Annotated in this window: 9 protein-coding genes and 1 pseudogene; 1 reads left to right on the top strand and 9 read right to left on the bottom strand. The window is 73.6% G+C overall.

The genetic code is table 11. The annotated features are described in order from the left end of the window. Positions 1–184 precede the first annotated feature (184 nt). From ACIHEI_RS14900 to ACIHEI_RS14865, 8 genes and pseudogenes are all read right to left on the bottom strand, one after another. Positions 185–703: pseudogene (locus ACIHEI_RS14900) on the bottom strand (DoxX family membrane protein); the annotation flags it as partial. Between the two features lie 142 nt (positions 704–845). After that, positions 846–2,429, bottom strand: a complete 1,584-nt coding sequence (guaA, locus tag ACIHEI_RS14895) for a glutamine-hydrolyzing GMP synthase (protein WP_396606868.1) — start codon at positions 2,427–2,429, stop codon at positions 846–848. Positions 2,430–3,206: 777 nt separating this feature from the next. Further along, the gene (locus ACIHEI_RS14890) at positions 3,207–4,706 is read right to left on the bottom strand and encodes a hypothetical protein (protein ID WP_396606867.1); all 1,500 of its coding nucleotides are present in this window, start codon (positions 4,704–4,706) and stop codon (positions 3,207–3,209) included. Positions 4,707–4,768: 62 nt separating this feature from the next. Further along, positions 4,769–6,529: a GMC oxidoreductase gene (locus ACIHEI_RS14885; protein WP_396606866.1), complete on the bottom strand. Its 1,761-nt coding sequence runs from the start codon at positions 6,527–6,529 to the stop codon at positions 4,769–4,771. 34 nt (positions 6,530–6,563) lie between these two features. Next, entirely contained in the window at positions 6,564–8,171 is a 1,608-nt protein-coding gene (locus ACIHEI_RS14880) for a succinic semialdehyde dehydrogenase (protein WP_387644574.1), read from the bottom strand. 187 nt (positions 8,172–8,358) lie between these two features. Further along, positions 8,359–10,008 carry a serine/threonine-protein kinase gene (locus ACIHEI_RS14875; protein ID WP_396606865.1) on the bottom strand — a complete coding sequence of 550 codons (1,650 nt, stop codon included), beginning with the start codon at positions 10,006–10,008 and terminating at the stop codon, positions 8,359–8,361. Positions 10,009–10,166: 158 nt separating this feature from the next. After that, positions 10,167–11,252 (bottom strand): protein kinase, encoded by a 1,086-nt coding sequence (locus ACIHEI_RS14870; RefSeq protein ID WP_396606864.1) that lies wholly within the window; start codon positions 11,250–11,252, stop codon positions 10,167–10,169. A 114-nt stretch (positions 11,253–11,366) separates the two neighbouring features. Continuing rightward, a complete protein-coding gene (locus ACIHEI_RS14865) occupies positions 11,367–13,022 on the bottom strand; it encodes a serine/threonine-protein kinase (RefSeq protein WP_396606863.1) in 1,656 nt (551 codons plus the stop codon). A gap of 323 nt (positions 13,023–13,345) precedes the next feature. Between ACIHEI_RS14865 and ACIHEI_RS14860 the strand changes: the two genes are divergently transcribed. Beyond that, positions 13,346–14,074, top strand: coding sequence for a hypothetical protein (locus ACIHEI_RS14860; protein ID WP_396606862.1), 729 nt, complete (start codon positions 13,346–13,348; stop codon positions 14,072–14,074). A gap of 70 nt (positions 14,075–14,144) precedes the next feature. On the opposite strand, the gene ACIHEI_RS14855 is transcribed toward ACIHEI_RS14860, so the two are convergent. Then, the gene (locus ACIHEI_RS14855) at positions 14,145–15,263 is read right to left on the bottom strand and encodes a GuaB3 family IMP dehydrogenase-related protein (protein WP_387644562.1); all 1,119 of its coding nucleotides are present in this window, start codon (positions 15,261–15,263) and stop codon (positions 14,145–14,147) included. Positions 15,264–15,510: the final 247 nt, after the last annotated feature.

Here is a 15,510-nt window from a genome sequence, read left to right as displayed (position 1 = left end):
CCGCGGACTGCGGGGCCGCGCCGGTGGTGCCGGGGGCGGCGGCGGGCGCGATCCCGTCGCGGCCGAAGGCGGCGGTGAGCGAGCCGGACAGCAGGCCGGCGCCGCCGAGCGCGACGGCCGCGATGCCGCCGTCCAGCAGGGCGCGGCGGCGCACCGCGTCCTCGGCGAGGCCGCGGGCGCGGTCCCGGGCGGCCCGGGCGGCGAGGTAGCCGTCCACCGACAGGTAGGGGGTGCCGGCCAGCAGCAGCGGCGTCCAGGCCATCAGGTAGGCGAGGTCGTTGCCCAGGTAGTACGGGGTGGTGTGGAAGCTGACGGTCAGCCAGAGGGTGGCGCTGAGCAGCGCGCCGCCGAGGGCGGCGACCCGTCCCCACAGGCCGAACAGGGTGCCCAGGCCCACCGCGAGCTCGCCGAAGGCGATCAGCAGGCCGAAGAAGGTGGGCGAGTCCAGGGCGGGGGCGAGCGCCCAGCCGAGCGGGCTGCCGGCCTTGGCGGCCTGGGTCTGCGCGTAGAAGGAGGCGGCGTCGCCGGGGCCGGCCAGGTAGTGCGCGTCGGAGAGCTTGTCGAAGGCGGCGTAGACGAAGGTCGCCCCCAGGAACAGCCGCAGCGGCAGCAGGGCGAGGCGGGAGGCCGTCGCCTTCCACTGCCAGGTCTGTGTCTCCGTGCTCCGGCCTTCGTGCAGGCCTGTGCCCGTGCCCGTCGCCATCGCTGTTGCCCTCTCCTCGCGCCGCCCGCCGACCGCCGACAGGACCGGGTCCGATTGTGCCGGGTGCCGCCCGGACATGACGGCGCCGCCACTCCCTCGGTCGGGGAGCGGCGGCGCGGTCACACGGTTGCCGGGGGTGGGATCACTCCCACTCGATGGTGCCCGGCGGCTTGGAGGTGACGTCCAGGACGACGCGGTTGACGTCCTTGACCTCGTTGGTGATCCGGGTGGAGATCTTCGCCAGCACCTCGTAGGGCAGGCGCGACCAGTCGGCGGTCATGGCGTCCTCGGAGGAGACCGGGCGCAGCACGATCGGGTGGCCGTAGGTGCGGCCGTCGCCCTGGACGCCGACCGAGCGGACGTCGGCGAGCAGCACGACGGGGCACTGCCAGATCTCGGCGTCGAGGCCGGCGAGGGTCAGTTCCTCGCGGGCGATGGCGTCGGCGTCGCGGAGCAGGTCCAGGCGTTCCTTGGTGACCTCGCCGACGATGCGGATGCCGAGGCCGGGGCCGGGGAACGGCTGGCGCTGGACGATCTCGGCGGGCAGGCCGAGCTCCTGGCCGACCATCCGGACCTCGTCCTTGAACAGCTTGCGCAGCGGCTCGACGAGCTGGAACTCGAGGTCCTCGGGGAGGCCGCCGACGTTGTGGTGGGACTTGATGTTGGCGGTGCCGGTGCCGCCGCCGGACTCCACCACGTCCGGGTACAGGGTGCCCTGGACCAGGAACTCCACGGCGGGGCCCTCGTCGGCGATGATGTCGGCCTGGGCCTGCTCGAAGACCCGGATGAACTCGCGGCCGATGATCTTGCGCTTGGTCTCGGGGTCGGAGACGCCCTTCAGCGCGGTCAGGAAGCGCTCCTCGGCGTCGACCACGATCAGCTTGACGCCGGTGGCCGCGACGAAGTCCTTCTCGACCTGCTCGGTCTCGCCCTTGCGCATCAGGCCGTGGTCGACGTAGACGCAGGTCAGGCGGTCGCCGATGGCGCGCTGCACCAGGGCGGCGGCGACGGCGGAGTCCACGCCACCGGACAGGCCGCAGATGGCGCGCTTGTCGCCGACCTGCTCGCGGATCAGCGCGACCTGCTCCTCGACCACGTTGGTGGTGGTCCAGTTCGGGGCGATGCCGGCGCCGCGGTACAGGAAGTGCTCCAGCACCTGCTGGCCGTGCTCGGAGTGCATCACCTCGGGGTGGTACTGCACGCCGTACAGCTTGCGCTCGTCGTTCTCGAACGCGGCGACCGGCACCACGTCGGTCGACGCGGTGACGGTGAAGCCCTCCGGCGCGGCCGAGCAGGCGTCGCCGTGCGACATCCACACCGAGTGCTTGTCCGGGGTGCCCTCGAACAGCGTCGAGCCCGAGCGGGTGACGGTCAGCGGGGTGCGGCCGTACTCACGGGCGCCGCTGTTGTCGACGGTGCCACCGAGGACGGTGGCCATCAGCTGGAAGCCGTAGCACATGCCGAACACCGGAACACCGGCCTCGAAGATCGCACGGTCGAGCTGCGGAGCGCCCTCCTCGTACACCGACGACGGACCGCCGGAGAGGATGATCGCCTTCGGGTTCTTGGCGAGCATCTCGGCGACCGGCATGGAGCTCGGCACGATCTCGCTGTAAACCCGCGCCTCACGCACCCGACGGGCGATGAGCTGGGCGTACTGGGCGCCGAAGTCGACGACCAGGACGGTGTCGTTCTCGGGCGGGGACTGGGGGTGTACAGAGGACACGGACGGCCTTCCGGCGGCGGTACAAAAGGGGTGTCGCCACCGAGTCTACCGGGAGCGTTTCACCCGACTGCCAGCCGAGCCGCCCGTGACCGCGCAGGGTGGCGAATCGTTGCACCGGGAGACCGCGCGGGACGCCGGCACCCTCCAGGTGCGGGCGGCGCGTGCGGCGGACCACGCGTGGATCTTTCTTCTCCGGTCCACCGGTGCGCGTGGCGGGCACGGGCCCGCCGTGGGACCGCGCCCCGGTGCCGCGGTCGGGTCAGCAGGGGACAGCGAACCCGTCCGCGACCGGGCGGACCCGGGGTGTGGCGGCCGGTACCGGTGCCGGCCGCCGCACACGGGTCAACCAACCGCTCCGGCGTACGCCCCGGTGCGCCCCGGTGCGCCCCGCAAGCCACTATCACGGACAGTTACCACCCCGGCCGGTCGGTTTCGGCGCCCCCCGGCGCCGTGTCCGGTACCGGACTCGGCCGAATTTGCGTCGAATCGGTTGCACGGCACGGCCCTCGTCCAGGACGATGACTGCAGGACGGGGGCCACCACACACCCCGCCGCACTCTCGGACCGTTGGCGCGAACGGCCCGACTCTCACGCTCCGTGAGGCCCATCGGCCTCGGGCGCGCTCAGAACCATTTCCCCGACGGCGCTCCTCCCCCGGCGCCGTCACCCAGCACCCGGCGCGGCCCTGACGCCGAGTGCTGACCGACAAAGGGCCCCGTTCCCCCGCGGGGCCCTTTGCCCTGTCCGGGCTCGGCCGGCGTCCTGCCCGGTCCGGGCTCAGCTCGCGTCGGGCCGCCGGTAGGCGGCGTGCGAGTCCAGTACGTCGACCTGTCCGACCAGCGGCCGCTCCTCGGCGACCAGTTCGACCGTCCCGACGATGCCGTCCGGCTCGTCCGCCGCCTGCGCGGGCAGCGGCACGCTCACCGGCACCGGCGTGCGCCGCACCGCGTCGAGCGCGGCCGGCACCACCAGCGCGCCGAACACCGCCCAGGCCGCGGCCGCGACCACCACCGAGGTCACCGACCAGCCGAGCAGTTCGATCCGGGCCTCGTGGACCTGTCCCTTGATGGTGCTGCTCTCGCTCAGCCAGATCGAGGTGCCGAGCACCAGCGCCGCCGTCAGCACCGCGTACAGCACGGCCAGCCGGGCCCGGTCCAGCTGGGTCAGCCGCCCCCGGTGCGCGGACCAGCCGAGCGCCAGCGCCGCCAGCAGCACCGGAACCACCGTCAGCCACCACTGCCCGCCGTGCGCGCCCAGGTCGTACAGCGCGAAGGTGCCCTCGTGGCCGCCGCGCAGGCCGCCCACCCCGGCCCGGGCGCCGCTGCCGACACCGAACAGGTACACGCCGCCGTTGACGGTCAGCGCCCGGAACGTGGACTGCGGGAACGGCTGGTCGACCAGCACCTGCATCACCACCGACACCAGGGTGAGCAGCACCAGCAGCGCCCCGACCACCCGCGCCGCGTGCTGCCACGCCAGCAGCCAGCCGCCCAGCCACCGGCGCCGCGCGGCCTCGGCACGCAGCGCGCCCTGCCCGTCCACGGCCAGCACCACCGCGGCCGCGGCCAGGAACCCGGACAGCCCGAGCGGCAGCATCGCCGGACCGGTGGTGACCTGCATGCTCAGCGAGAGCGAATCCTCGTCGACGTGCGAACTGCCGGTGGAGAGCCAGCCCAGCAGCAGCACCGCGACCGCCGACAGCGCGCCGGTGCGCAGCGCCTGCGCGCCGGCCGCCGGCCCGGTCGGCTCGGCGGCGCCGGCCGCGGCGCGGGCCCGGGCGGTCAGCCGCTGGCCGAGCCAGAGCAGCGCCAGCCAGCCGAGCGCCACCGCGTACGGCAGCACGTGGATGCCGGAGGTGGAGGAGCCGAAGCTGCTGGAGTTGCTGTTCCGCCAGGGCGTGCCGAACGCGGTCAGCGTCAGCTGCAGCCACATCTGGAAGGTGTGGACGGTCCAGCGCACCGCCGGGTCGTCGTCCACGCCGCTGCCGCCGCGGCCCGCGATGGTGCTGCCGAGCGTGGCCAGCACCACCAGCAGCGCGGTCGGGGCGAGCAGCACCCGGCCGGCGGTCAGCCAGCCCCGGGACGGTGTCGGCCACTGCCGGTCCTGGTGTATCCGGCCGGTGCCCCACGGGGAGGGACCGGACGCGGCGGTCTCGTCCACCACCACTTCCCCGATCGCGGGCGGCGGCACGACGGCGGGCCCGGTGGGGTGTCCGCAGTTCGCGCAGGTCGCCACGGCACCGGCGACAGCCGCTCCGCAGGACGGGCAGATGGGCATGACGGTCCCCCCGGGGGTGGTTCGATCGGGTGCCCGTTTATCCCATCGGCCGTCCGGCGATGTCAATCGGCGTCAGTTGCCCTGCGCGGCACCTTCGGCACGGCCAGCAGCGGCAGCCGCAACGCCCCGAACGCCCCTTCGGGCACGGCGGGCCGAGCCGGGGTCACCGCCCGGACGGGCCGGTAGTCGGCGCCCTGTTCGGGGCGCGGGTCGGCCTCGCCGCGGTTGGGCCACATCGACATGGCGCGCTCGGCCTGCGCGGTGATCGTCAGCGACGGGTTGACGCCGAGGTTGGCGGAGACCGCGGAGCCGTCGACCACGCTGATCCCCGGGTAGCCGTACAGCCGGTGGTACGGGTCGACCACACCGGTCTCGGCGCTGTCGCCGATCGGGCAGCCGCCGAGGAAGTGCGCGGTCAGCGGGATGTCGAAGATCTCGCCGACGGTGGAGCCGGGGAAACCGTTGATCGACGCGGCCAGCGCCCGCGCCCCCTCCTCCGCCGCCGGGATGTGGTTCGGGTTGGGCGCGCCGTGACCCTGGCGGGAGGTCAGCTTGCCGTTCTTCAGGGACACCGTCAGCGAGTTGTCCAGCGACTGCATCACCAGGCCGATGATGGTCTTCTCCGACCAGCGGTGCTGGTTCATCGACTGCGCGAAGATCCACGGATGCCGGCCGACCGACCCGAGGTAGCGCAGCCAGCGCGGCCCGCGCCCCGCCCCGCTGACCTGCTGGATGGACAGCGCGCCCATCGCGTTCGAACCGCGGCCGTAGCGGACCGGCTCGATGTGGGTGTTCTCGTCGGGGTGCACGGACGAGGTGATGGCCACGCCGCGGGTGAAGTCGGGCCGCTCCCCGTAACGCCGGTCGGAGGTCTGCGCGCCCACCAGCGCCTCGGAGTTGGTGCGGGTGAGGTGGCCCAGCTTGGCGGAGATCCGGGGCAGCAGCCCGCCCTCGCGCATCCGGTGCAGCAGCGTCTGGGTGCCGTACGTACCGGCCGCGACCACCACCCGCTCGGCGGTGATGGTGCGGGCGCCGGCCTTCTTCGCCCGCCGGGTGCGGGCGTCGGTGGGCAGCACGTCCACCGCGTAGCCGTCGCCGTGCGGGCGCAGCCGCTTCACGGTGGTCAGCGGCAGGATCTCGGCGCCGGCCCGCTCCGCCAGGTACAGGTAGTTCTCGGTGAGCATGTTCTTCGCGCCGTGCCGGCAGCCCGTCATGCACTCCCCGCACTCGGTGCACGCCTTGCGCTTCGGGCCGGCCCCGCCGAAGTACGGGTCGTCGACCTCGCTGCCGGGCGCGGCCTTGGCCTCGCCGGTGCCGTCCTGCCCGTCGCCGAAGAACACCCCGACGGGGGCCAGGTGGAAGGTGTCGCCGCAGCCCATCGCCTCGGCGGCGGCCTTCAGGTGCACATCCGAGGGCGTCATCGTCGGGTTGAGCCGAACACCGAGCATCCGCTGCGCCTGGTCGTAGAACGGGGCGAGTTCGGCCTGCCAGTCGGTGATGTGCCGCCACTGCCGGTCCTCGAAGAACGGCTTCGGCGGCACGTACAGCGTGTTGGCGTAGTTCAGCGAGCCGCCGCCGACGCCCGCCCCGGCCAGAATGAGCACATTGCGCAGCAGGTGGATGCGCTGGATGCCGTACAGGCCGACGGCGGGCGCCCACAGGTAGTCGCGGGTGTCCCAGGAGGTGGTGGGCAGCTCGTCGCGGCCGAACCTGCGCCCGGCCTCCAGGACGGCGACCCGGTACCCCTTCTCGGTCAGCCGCAGCGCGGCGACCGAACCACCGAAGCCCGAACCGACCACCACGACGTCGTAGTCGAACGACACTGCCCCTCCTCGGCAAGCGACGGCAACTGCCCTGCTACTTCAGGCGGAACGCCTTCATGACCTTCAGGCCGGTGGTGAAGAACTCGGCGAACTTCTGGTCGTCCATACCCATCGACGGGCCGATCGGCAGCAGCCGCTGCACGGCGATGGTCTGCGCCTCGGTGTACCGCAGAATGCCTTCCGCGCCGTGCCGCCGGCCGAGCCCCGAGTCGCCCATGCCACCCATCGGCGACGCCACCGACCCGTACGCGGCGGCGTACGCCTCGTTCACGTTGACGGTGCCGGTGCGCAGCCGGGCCGCGACCTTGCGGCCCCGGCCGGTGTCCCTGGTCCACACGCTGGAGTTCAGGCCGTACGGGGTGGCGTTGGCGGCGGCGACCGCCTCGTCCTCGGTGTCGAACCGGTAGATCGACACCACCGGGCCGAAGGTCTCCTCCGCGCACACCGCCATCTCGGGGGTGACGCCGTCCAGGATGGTCGGCTCGAAGAACAGCGGCCCGAGGTCCGGCCGGGCCTGCCCGCCGGCCACCACCGTCGCCCCGGCCTTGACCGCCTCCTCGACGTGCCGGGTCACGGTCTCCAGCTGACGGCCCGACACCAGCGAGCCCATGTCCGCGCCGTACGCCAGACCGCCGCCCAGGCGCAGCGCGGACGTCCGCTCCGCGAACTTCGCCAGGAACGCGTCCGCCACCGACCGGTGCACGTACAGCCGCTCGATCGAGATGCACAGCTGCCCGGCGGAGGAGAAGCACGCCCGCACCGCACCCGCCGCGGCCTTGTCCAGGTCGGCGTCGGAGAGCACCAGCATGGCGTTCTTGCCGCCCAGCTCCAGCGAGGCCCCGACCAGCCGCTCGGCAGCCCGCCGGGCCACGTCCCGGCCGGTACGGGTCGAACCGGTGAACGCCACGTAGTCCGCGCGCTCCACCACCTCCGGCCCCACCACCGGGCCGTCACCCAGCACGATCTGCCACACCTGCGGCGGCAGCCCCGCCTCGACGAACAACTCCCGCGCCCACAACGCGGTCAGCGCCGTCTGGGTGTCCGGCTTGTTCACCACCGCGTTGCCCGCGACCAGCGCCGGCAGCGCGTCACCGACGGACAGCTCCAACGGGTAGTTCCACGGCGAGATCTGCCCGACCACACCCTTGGGCCGCCGCGCCTCCACCGCGCTCGTCAGCCCCGGCACCGCACCGCCACGACGGCGGTCCTTCAGGTACGAGGACGCCGTCCGCCCGTAGTGCCGGGCCGCCGACGCGACCGCCATGACCTCCTCGAAGGCGTGCAGCCGGGCCTTCCCGGTCTCCGCCTGAATGAGGTCCAGCACCTCGTCCTGCCGCCGCAGCAACAGATCGTGGAACCGCAGCAGCACCCCCGCCCGGTGCCGCACCGACAGCGCCGCCCACGCGGGCTGCGCCCGCCGGGCCTCCGTGAACGCCCGGTCCACATCCGCCGTCCCCGACACCGGCAGCGCCGCCAGCACCTCCCCGGTCAACGGCGCCAGGGTCTCCACGACGCCCTCCCCGGACGCCGTCACACCCTTCACCAACCGCGCCACCACCGCCGCCGGCACCGCCGAAGCAACCGTACGCGCCGCACCCGTGGCCACAGGATTGCGCCGAACCTGGCTCGTGCTCTCCGTCATGCGGGCAGCCTAGGCGCTCGACGCCCACTTGTGTACCCGCCGGTAACACTCATTCGAGAGGGGGGTTGCGCATTCAGGGGCGCGGGGAACTGCGCGAGACGGAAGACGCACGCCGGAAAGATCGCGCCACGAACAATGACCTGCACGTGGCCGCGACCTCGCTGTCAGGTCGCGGCCCCGCACCGCCTTACTTCGTCGGCGTGAACTTGTTGAGCACCGTCGTGAAGCGCCGCAGGCTCTGCGTCCAGTCCTTCTCCGGCCCCGACACGTACACCGAGTACGACGTCCCGTCACTGCGCCGGAACTCCGCCTCCTTCGCGTGCCGGCGGACGCCGCTCGGCGTGGTGAAGCTGAACTCCCACACCGCGCCTTCCTGGTCGTTGATCTTCGCGGCGGCCAGGCTGCTGGTCTGGAAATCCCGCTGGCTCTTGCTGAGCGAGGCCTCCAGCTGCAGCAGGTGCTCCTGCGGCGAGAGCGGCTGACCGACCGTCACCGCGAACTGCAGGTAGTGGTCGCGGCCGTCGGGCGAGTAGTAGATCTGGGTGCCTTCCTCGCTGCGCACCCATTTGCCGTCGCTGGGCAGCGGGAAGCGGAATCCGGCCGGGTCCTCCTGCCAGGTGTAGCCGGTGGGAGGAGGCGACAGCGCGGGGTCGACGACGCCGGGCGAAACCTCTCCGCCCTGGCCCTCGTGCCGGTGGTCCAGGTAGTAGAACCCGCCTCCACCCACGACGGCCAGCGCCAGCACGGCGGCCAGCACCATCAGCATCCGCCGCTTCCGACCGCCCCGAACCGCCGGAGCCGGAGCCGGCGCCGCAGCCGCAGCCGCAGCCGGCGCCACCGTCTCCGTCGCCCCGCCCTGCACCGGCACCCGCCCCGGCGCCACCGTCTCCGCCCCGGCGGCCGCCCCGGCAGCCGTCTCGGCAGGTTCGACCCGGTCGCCCAGCGGCACCGCCTGCGTGGGCTGCCGTTCCTCGCCGGCCTGGGCCGGCACGCGGATGCTGACGGTCTGTCCGGCGGCGACCTCGCGAAGCATCTTGGTGGCTTCGTCGGCGCCGGGCCGTTCCGCCGGGTCCTTGGCCATCAGCGCGGCCAGCACCGGCCCGAGTGCGGCGGCCCGCCGGGATTCGGGGAGCGGCTCGTCGACGACGGCGGTGAGGGTGCCGAGCGGGCTGTCGCGGCGGAACGGCGACTGGCCCTCGACGGCGTGGAACAGCGTCGCGCCGAGCGCCCACAGGTCGGAGGCCGGTCCGGGCCGCTGGCCCTGGGCCCGTTCGGGGGCCAGGTAGTCGGGTGAGCCGACCAGGTCGCCGGGGCGGGTGATCTCCATCGCGCCTTCGAACTTGGCGATGCCGAAGTCGAGCAGCACGACGCGTCCGGTGCCGTGTTCGATCAGCACGTTGGCGGGCTTGACGTCCCGGTGCAGCACCCCGAGCTGGTGGCCGCGGTGCAGTGCGGCCACCAGCTGGAGGCCGACCTCGGCGGCCTCACGCGGGCTCAGGGTGCCGTCCTGGCTGATCACTTCGGACAGCGCACGGCCGTCCACGAGTTCCATCACGATCCACGGCCGGCCGTCCTGTTCGAGCACGTCGTGGATGGTGATGACGCCCGGGTGCTTGATCCGGGCGGCGGCCCGGGCCTCGCGCTTCATCCGGGACTGAAGTATTTCCAGGTCCTCTTCCGAGAGGTGGCTGACCGTCAATTCCTTGACGGCGACCTCCCGGTCCAGCATTTCGTCCCTGGCCCGCCAGACGGTCCCCATCCCGCCGCGTCCCAGGCGCTCGCCGAGCGCGTACCGCCCGGCCAGCAGACGGTCGGTCGACTGGTCCTGTGCGCCCATGACCGTCCCCCCCTTCGATGACCCCCCACCGTCGGTCGGACGAGGTCGTGGCACCTCGTGTGCCTGCTCGCACCGACGGTTCGAAGGCAAGCCTAGGCTGCGCGGCGCCGCGCGGGAATCACACCCCGGCTTGCGAATCGCACGGTGACCGACCGCTTTCAGCCTGCGACCAGAACGATCCCGGCGAGTGCCGCGACCATCAGCACCAGCACCGCCACCACCACCAGCGGCCCGAGCAGTCGCGCGGGTATCCGCGGCGGACGCCCGGCGGGCGCGGCACCTTGACGGGCCGTCGGGGGCCGCTTCTTCGGGCGGGCGCCGCGCGGCCGCCGGGCCGCCGGCGGAGCGCTCCCGGTGCGGGGCGCGGGCATCGGCGGAGCGGGCGGGCCGTCCGGGTACGGCTCGGGTGCGAACACCAGCAGCTCGCGCAACTCCTGCTGGACGGCGAACGCGTCGGGCCGCGCGGCGGCGTCCGGGCGCAGCAGCCGCTCGACCAGCGACCGCAGCGGGCCGCACCCTTCGGCGGGGTGGTGGCGGCCGTCGCGGACGGCGGCCAGCAGGGTCGGCAGGTCGTGCTCGGGGTACGGGCCGTGGCCGGTGAGCAGGCGGTAGAGCAGCACGCCGAGGGCCCAGGTGTCGGCGGGTGCGCCCGCGTCGATCGCCCAGCGCTCGGCGAGCGGTCCGAGCATGAGCGCGCGCGTCTCGTACACCCGGCGCGGCACTTCGCCGCCGAGCGCCGCGCACAGTTCTTCTTCGGCGGCGCCGAGCAGCAGGCCGCCGAGCATCGCCGCGCCGTCCTCGCAGATCAGCACGGTGCGGGCGGTGACGTTGCCGTGGGTGAGTCCGGTGCCGTGCACGGCCCGCAGCGCCCCGGCCAGGTCGGCGCCGATCTCCGCGACCCGGTACGGCGACAGCGGCCCGTCGCCCATCAGCCGCTCCAGCGGGGCTCCGGCCACCGATTCCTCGGCGACCCACAGCAGTTCGCCCTCGGGTCCGGCGGCGAGTCCGCGCAGCAGCCGCGGGTGGGTGGGTGCGGCGGCCGCGACCTGCGCGACCCGGGCGGTCAGATGCGGCCCGTAGGCGGGCGCCGTCCCGCCGAGCACCGGCGACTCGGGCAGTTCCAGGGCGAACAGCCGCACCCGGGCGCCGCTGGGCCCGTCCACCGCGGGCACGCCGACCTCATCGTCCGGACGGTCCGTCACCCGGTACCGCCCGGCCACCACCTGCCCCGGGGCCGTTCGCATGCCTGTTCCTCACGCCGTAGTCCCGCCAGCCTACGGCCCCGGGCCGCACCCGCCACCTCCCGGTGCGGTCTTTCAACTCCCTTGCGTCCACCCGCCGGAGACGCTCCGTCCGGTTCACGGCGCCGGCTGGAAACTCTCGAAGGAGATCCGCCGGGCCAGCGAGCCGTCCGGCGCGGACCACACGGATTCCGGCATGGTCCAGTAGATCGCGTAGCCGTACTTGCCGTTGCCGGTGACGAAGCCGCGGTTCAGCGAGTGCAGCAGGGTGCCGCTCTTGCCGGTGTAGGTCCACTCCCAGTCGGCGGCGTTGCTCCAGCCCCGGTAGGCCACCGATTCGACCCGGATCCGGCGGTAGTCCTTCATGGTCGCGGACTTGTCGGACGCCTGCCAGTCCTTGAGCGCGCTGTCCCCGGCGGGCGACTGCCAGTCGACCACCAGCCGCAGCCCGTTGCCCTCGAACTGCCGGCTGGTGGAGCGGTAGTCCGCGCCCTTGTCGGCCATCCACTCCGGCAGCGTGATGCTGAAACCGGACGGGTCCTTGTAGACCCGGTACCCGTCCGGGACCTGACCCGGGCTCAGCGTCGGCCCGGGCGACTCGCTCGGCTCCGCCGACGCACTGGCACTCGGGCTCGCGGACGGCGAGCTGCTCGCGGTCTCGGAGGGCTGCACGGGTGCGACGGTGTTCCCGCCGCTGTCCTGGGCGCTCGCCCCGCCGCCCTTCTCGGCGGGCCACAGCACCACCAGCGCGGCGACCAGCGCCAGCACCGCGGCCACCGCGGCGACGGCCAGCAGCGCGCGCCGGCGGGAATCCCCGCCGCGCGCCACCGCCGCGGTCTCCGCGCCGGCGGCGGGGTCGGCGGGCAGCGCCCGGGTCGCGGTCTCGGCGGCGACGGGCTCGGCCGGCTTCGCGGCGGCGGCGCGCTTCGGCTCGGGCAGCGCCTCCCCGGCGACGATCCGCTGCAGCATTTCGCGGGCGGTGTCCGCGTCCATCCGCTTCGCGGGGTCCTTCTCCAGCAGCCCCTCGATGACCGGCAGCAGCGGCCCGGCGTGCGGGGGCGGCGGCAGTTCCTCGGTCATCACGGCGGTCAGCGTGGCCAGCGCGGAGCCCCGGTCGTACGGCGGGACGCCCTCGACCATCGCGTACAGCGTGCCGCCGAGCGACCACAGGTCGGACGGCGGGCCGGGCCGCTGCCCGCGGGCCCGCTCGGGCGCGATGTAGGAGGGCGCGCCGACCAGCATGCCGGTGGAGGTGATCGAGGTGTCGCCCTCGACGCTGGCGATGCCGAAGTCGGTGAGCACGGTCCGCCCGTCCTCACCGATCAGCACGTTGGACGGCTTCACGTCACGGTGCAGCACGCCCTGGCTGTGCGCGGCGCCGAGCACCCCGAGCAGGTCGAGCCCGATCGCGGCGGCCCGCTCCGGCGTCAGCGCGCCGTCCTCGCGGACCACGTCGGCCAGCGAGCGGCCGTCGACGAGTTCCATCACGATCCACGGCCGCCCGTCCTCCTCGACCACGTCGAAGACGGTGACGGCGGCGGTGTGCCGGATCCGGGCGGTGGCCTTGGCCTCGCGCAGCGTACGGACGATCAGCCGGCGCTTCTCGGCCTCGTCGACGGCCCCGGTCATCCGGAGCTCCTTCACCGCGACGACCCGGCCGAGCATCTCGTCCTCGGCCCGCCACACGGTGCCCATACCGCCACGGCCGAGCACCTCGCCGAGCCGGTAACGGTCCGCCAGCAGGCGGCCGGTCGGTTCCTGCGGCTGCGTCATCGGTGCGCTCTCCCCATGGTGTTGCGGCCCTCGCCGGTCGCCCGGCCGGGACCTGACGGCTTGTCGGACCACTGCGGGCGGCGGTCGCACGCCGGGGCACCATCATCCCCTGTCGCCGCCCCGCCCGACCACCCACCCCCACCCGCGTCGCGCCCCGTGCGCCCCCTGTGTCTCTTCCGCACCACTCCGGCGACCGAAAACGACCGGTCCCGACCGCCCCGTCACCGGTGATCGTCCGAAGCCTGCCGCACCCCTGTCCAAGCGCTCCGTGCGCCTGCTAACCTCTGCGCGCTCTTCATGCCATCACAACGGGGGGATCCGAAATGACCACGCCCGATCCGACCAACCCCTACGCCCAGCCGCCGCAGGCCCCCTACGGCCAGGCCACCCCGCCCCCGGCCCCGTACGGCCAGCCGCCGCAGGCCCCGCCCGGCCAGTTCGGCGCACCCCAGACTCCGTACGGTCAGCCCCCGCAGGCCCCCTACGCCCAGGCCGCCCCGCCGCAGGCCCCGTACGGCCAGCCCGGCCAGCCCCCGGCCCCGTACGGCCAGGCCCCCTACGGCCAGCCCGGCCAGGCCGACCAGTCCGCCCCGGCCGAGGGCCAGCCCTGGGGCGCGGGCGTCCCGGTGGCCGGCGCCAACGCCGGCCCGAAGAACGTGCCGCTCGCGGTGCTGGCCGGCGTCGGCGTCACGCTGGCCTGCGGCCTGCTGTACGGATTCATCGCCAAGGCCACCGACCGCGAGTTCGTCTGGCTGGTGCTCGGCATGGCCGCCGCCATCGGCGCCACCGTCGGCAAGGTCGGCGGCAAGCACCCGCTGCTGCCGCCGCTCGGTGGGCTGCTCACCGTGGTCGGCCTGTTCTTCGGCGAGATCTTCGGCATCGCCCTGATCGCCCACGAGCACACCAGCATGTCGGTGACGACCCTGCTCTTCGACCACTTCTCCCTGCTGGTCGACGTCTGGAAGGAAGCCTTCGACCTCTTCTCGGTGCTGTTCATCGTGCTCGGCGCGTTCCTGGGCGTCAGCATGACCGTGAAGTCCGGCAAGTCCTGACGCCCCATCGAAAAAGGGCCCCCGCCGTATGGCGGGGGCCCTTTCCGTATCAGCGGAGTCAGCGGAGCGATCAGTGGCCGGAGTTGACCGTGACCTCGACCCGCTGGAACTCCTTGAGCTCGGTGTAGCCGGTGGTGGCCATCGCCCGGCGCAGCGCGCCGAACAGGTTCATGGTGCCGTCGGGGGTGTGCGACGGGCCGGCCAGGATCTGCTCGGTGGAGCCGACGGTGCCCAGGTGGACCCGCTTGCCGCGCGGCAGCTCCTCGTGGACGGCCTCCATGCCCCAGTGGTAGCCCTGGCCGGGCGCGTCGGTGGCGCGGGCCAGCGCGGCACCGATCATCACCGCGTCCGCGCCGCAGGCGACGGCCTTCGGGATGTCGCCGCTGTAGCCGACGCCGCCGTCCGCGATCACGTGCACGTAGCGGCCGCCGGACTCGTCCATGTAGTCGCGACGGGCCGCCGCGACGTCCGCCACGGCGGTCGCCATCGGCACCTGGATGCCCAGCACGTTGCGGGTGGTGTGCGCGGCGCCGCCGCCGAAGCCGACCAGGACGCCGGCCGCGCCGGTGCGCATCAGGTGCAGCGCGGCGGTGTAGGTGGCGCAGCCGCCGACGATCACCGGGACGTCCAGCTCGTAGATGAACTGCTTCAGGTTCAGCGGCTCGGCCGCACCCGACACGTGCTCGGCGGAGACCGTGGTGCCGCGGATCACGAAGACGTCGACGCCGGCGTCGACCACGGCCTTGGAGAACTCGGCGGTGCGCTGCGGCGAGAGCGCCGCGGCGGTGACCACACCCGAGTCACGGACCTCCTTGATCCGCTGCTTGATCAGCTCGGCCTTGATCGGCGCGGAGTACACCTCCTGCAGGCGCCGGGTCGCGTCCGCCTCGTCGGCGATCGACGCGATCTCCTCCAGCAGCGGCTGCGGGTCCTCGTAGCGCGTCCACAGGCCTTCCAGGTTCAGCACGCCCAGGCCGCCCAGCTGCCCGATCGCGATCGCCTGCTGGGGCGACACCACGCTGTCCATCGGCGCCGCCAGGAACGGCAGTTCGAACCGGTAGGCGTCGATCTGCCAAGCGATCGAGACCTCCTTCGGGTCACGCGTACGGCGGCTGGGGACGACGGCGATGTCGTCGAAGGAGTACGCCCGGCGGCCGCGCTTGCCTCGCCCGATCTCGATCTCAGTCACTTCGAGCCCTTCTGCTGCTTTCCATCTCCCGACCGGGTCACCCCGGTCGCCCCCCAAGTATCCCGTACGACCCCTTTGCCCCCCGACAGGGGCGCACCGAACACCGGAGCCGCCCCGCCCCCCCGGGGGCCCCCGGGGGCGGGGGGGCCCGGGGGGGGGGGGGGCCCGCGCGGTGGATTTTGGGGGCCCCCCCCGGAGATGGGTTTGGTGGGGGGGGGGGGACGTGTGGGCCCCCCCCGGGGTAAGG

This window comes from Kitasatospora sp. NPDC051984, from assembly GCF_044593455.1.
Classification (GTDB): Bacteria; Actinomycetota; Actinomycetes; order Streptomycetales; family Streptomycetaceae; genus Kitasatospora.
Note: the sequence above shows the minus strand (reverse complement) of the source record. Positions and strands in the feature narration are given on the sequence as shown.

Excerpts from the sequence above, each read along its gene's own strand:
- ACIHEI_RS14890 (WP_396606867.1), bottom strand. The coding sequence starts at position 4,706 with ATGCCCATCTGCCCGTCCTGCGGAGCGGCTGTCGCCGGTGCCGTGGCG.
- ACIHEI_RS14880 (WP_387644574.1), bottom strand. The coding sequence starts at position 8,171 with ATGACGGAGAGCACGAGCCAGGTTCGGCGCAATCCTGTGGCCACGGGT.
- ACIHEI_RS14875 (WP_396606865.1), bottom strand. The coding sequence starts at position 10,008 with ATGGGCGCACAGGACCAGTCGACCGACCGTCTGCTGGCCGGGCGGTAC.
- ACIHEI_RS14870 (WP_396606864.1), bottom strand. The coding sequence starts at position 11,252 with ATGCGAACGGCCCCGGGGCAGGTGGTGGCCGGGCGGTACCGGGTGACG.
- ACIHEI_RS14865 (WP_396606863.1), bottom strand. The coding sequence starts at position 13,022 with ATGACGCAGCCGCAGGAACCGACCGGCCGCCTGCTGGCGGACCGTTAC.
- ACIHEI_RS14860 (WP_396606862.1), top strand. The coding sequence starts at position 13,346 with ATGACCACGCCCGATCCGACCAACCCCTACGCCCAGCCGCCGCAGGCC.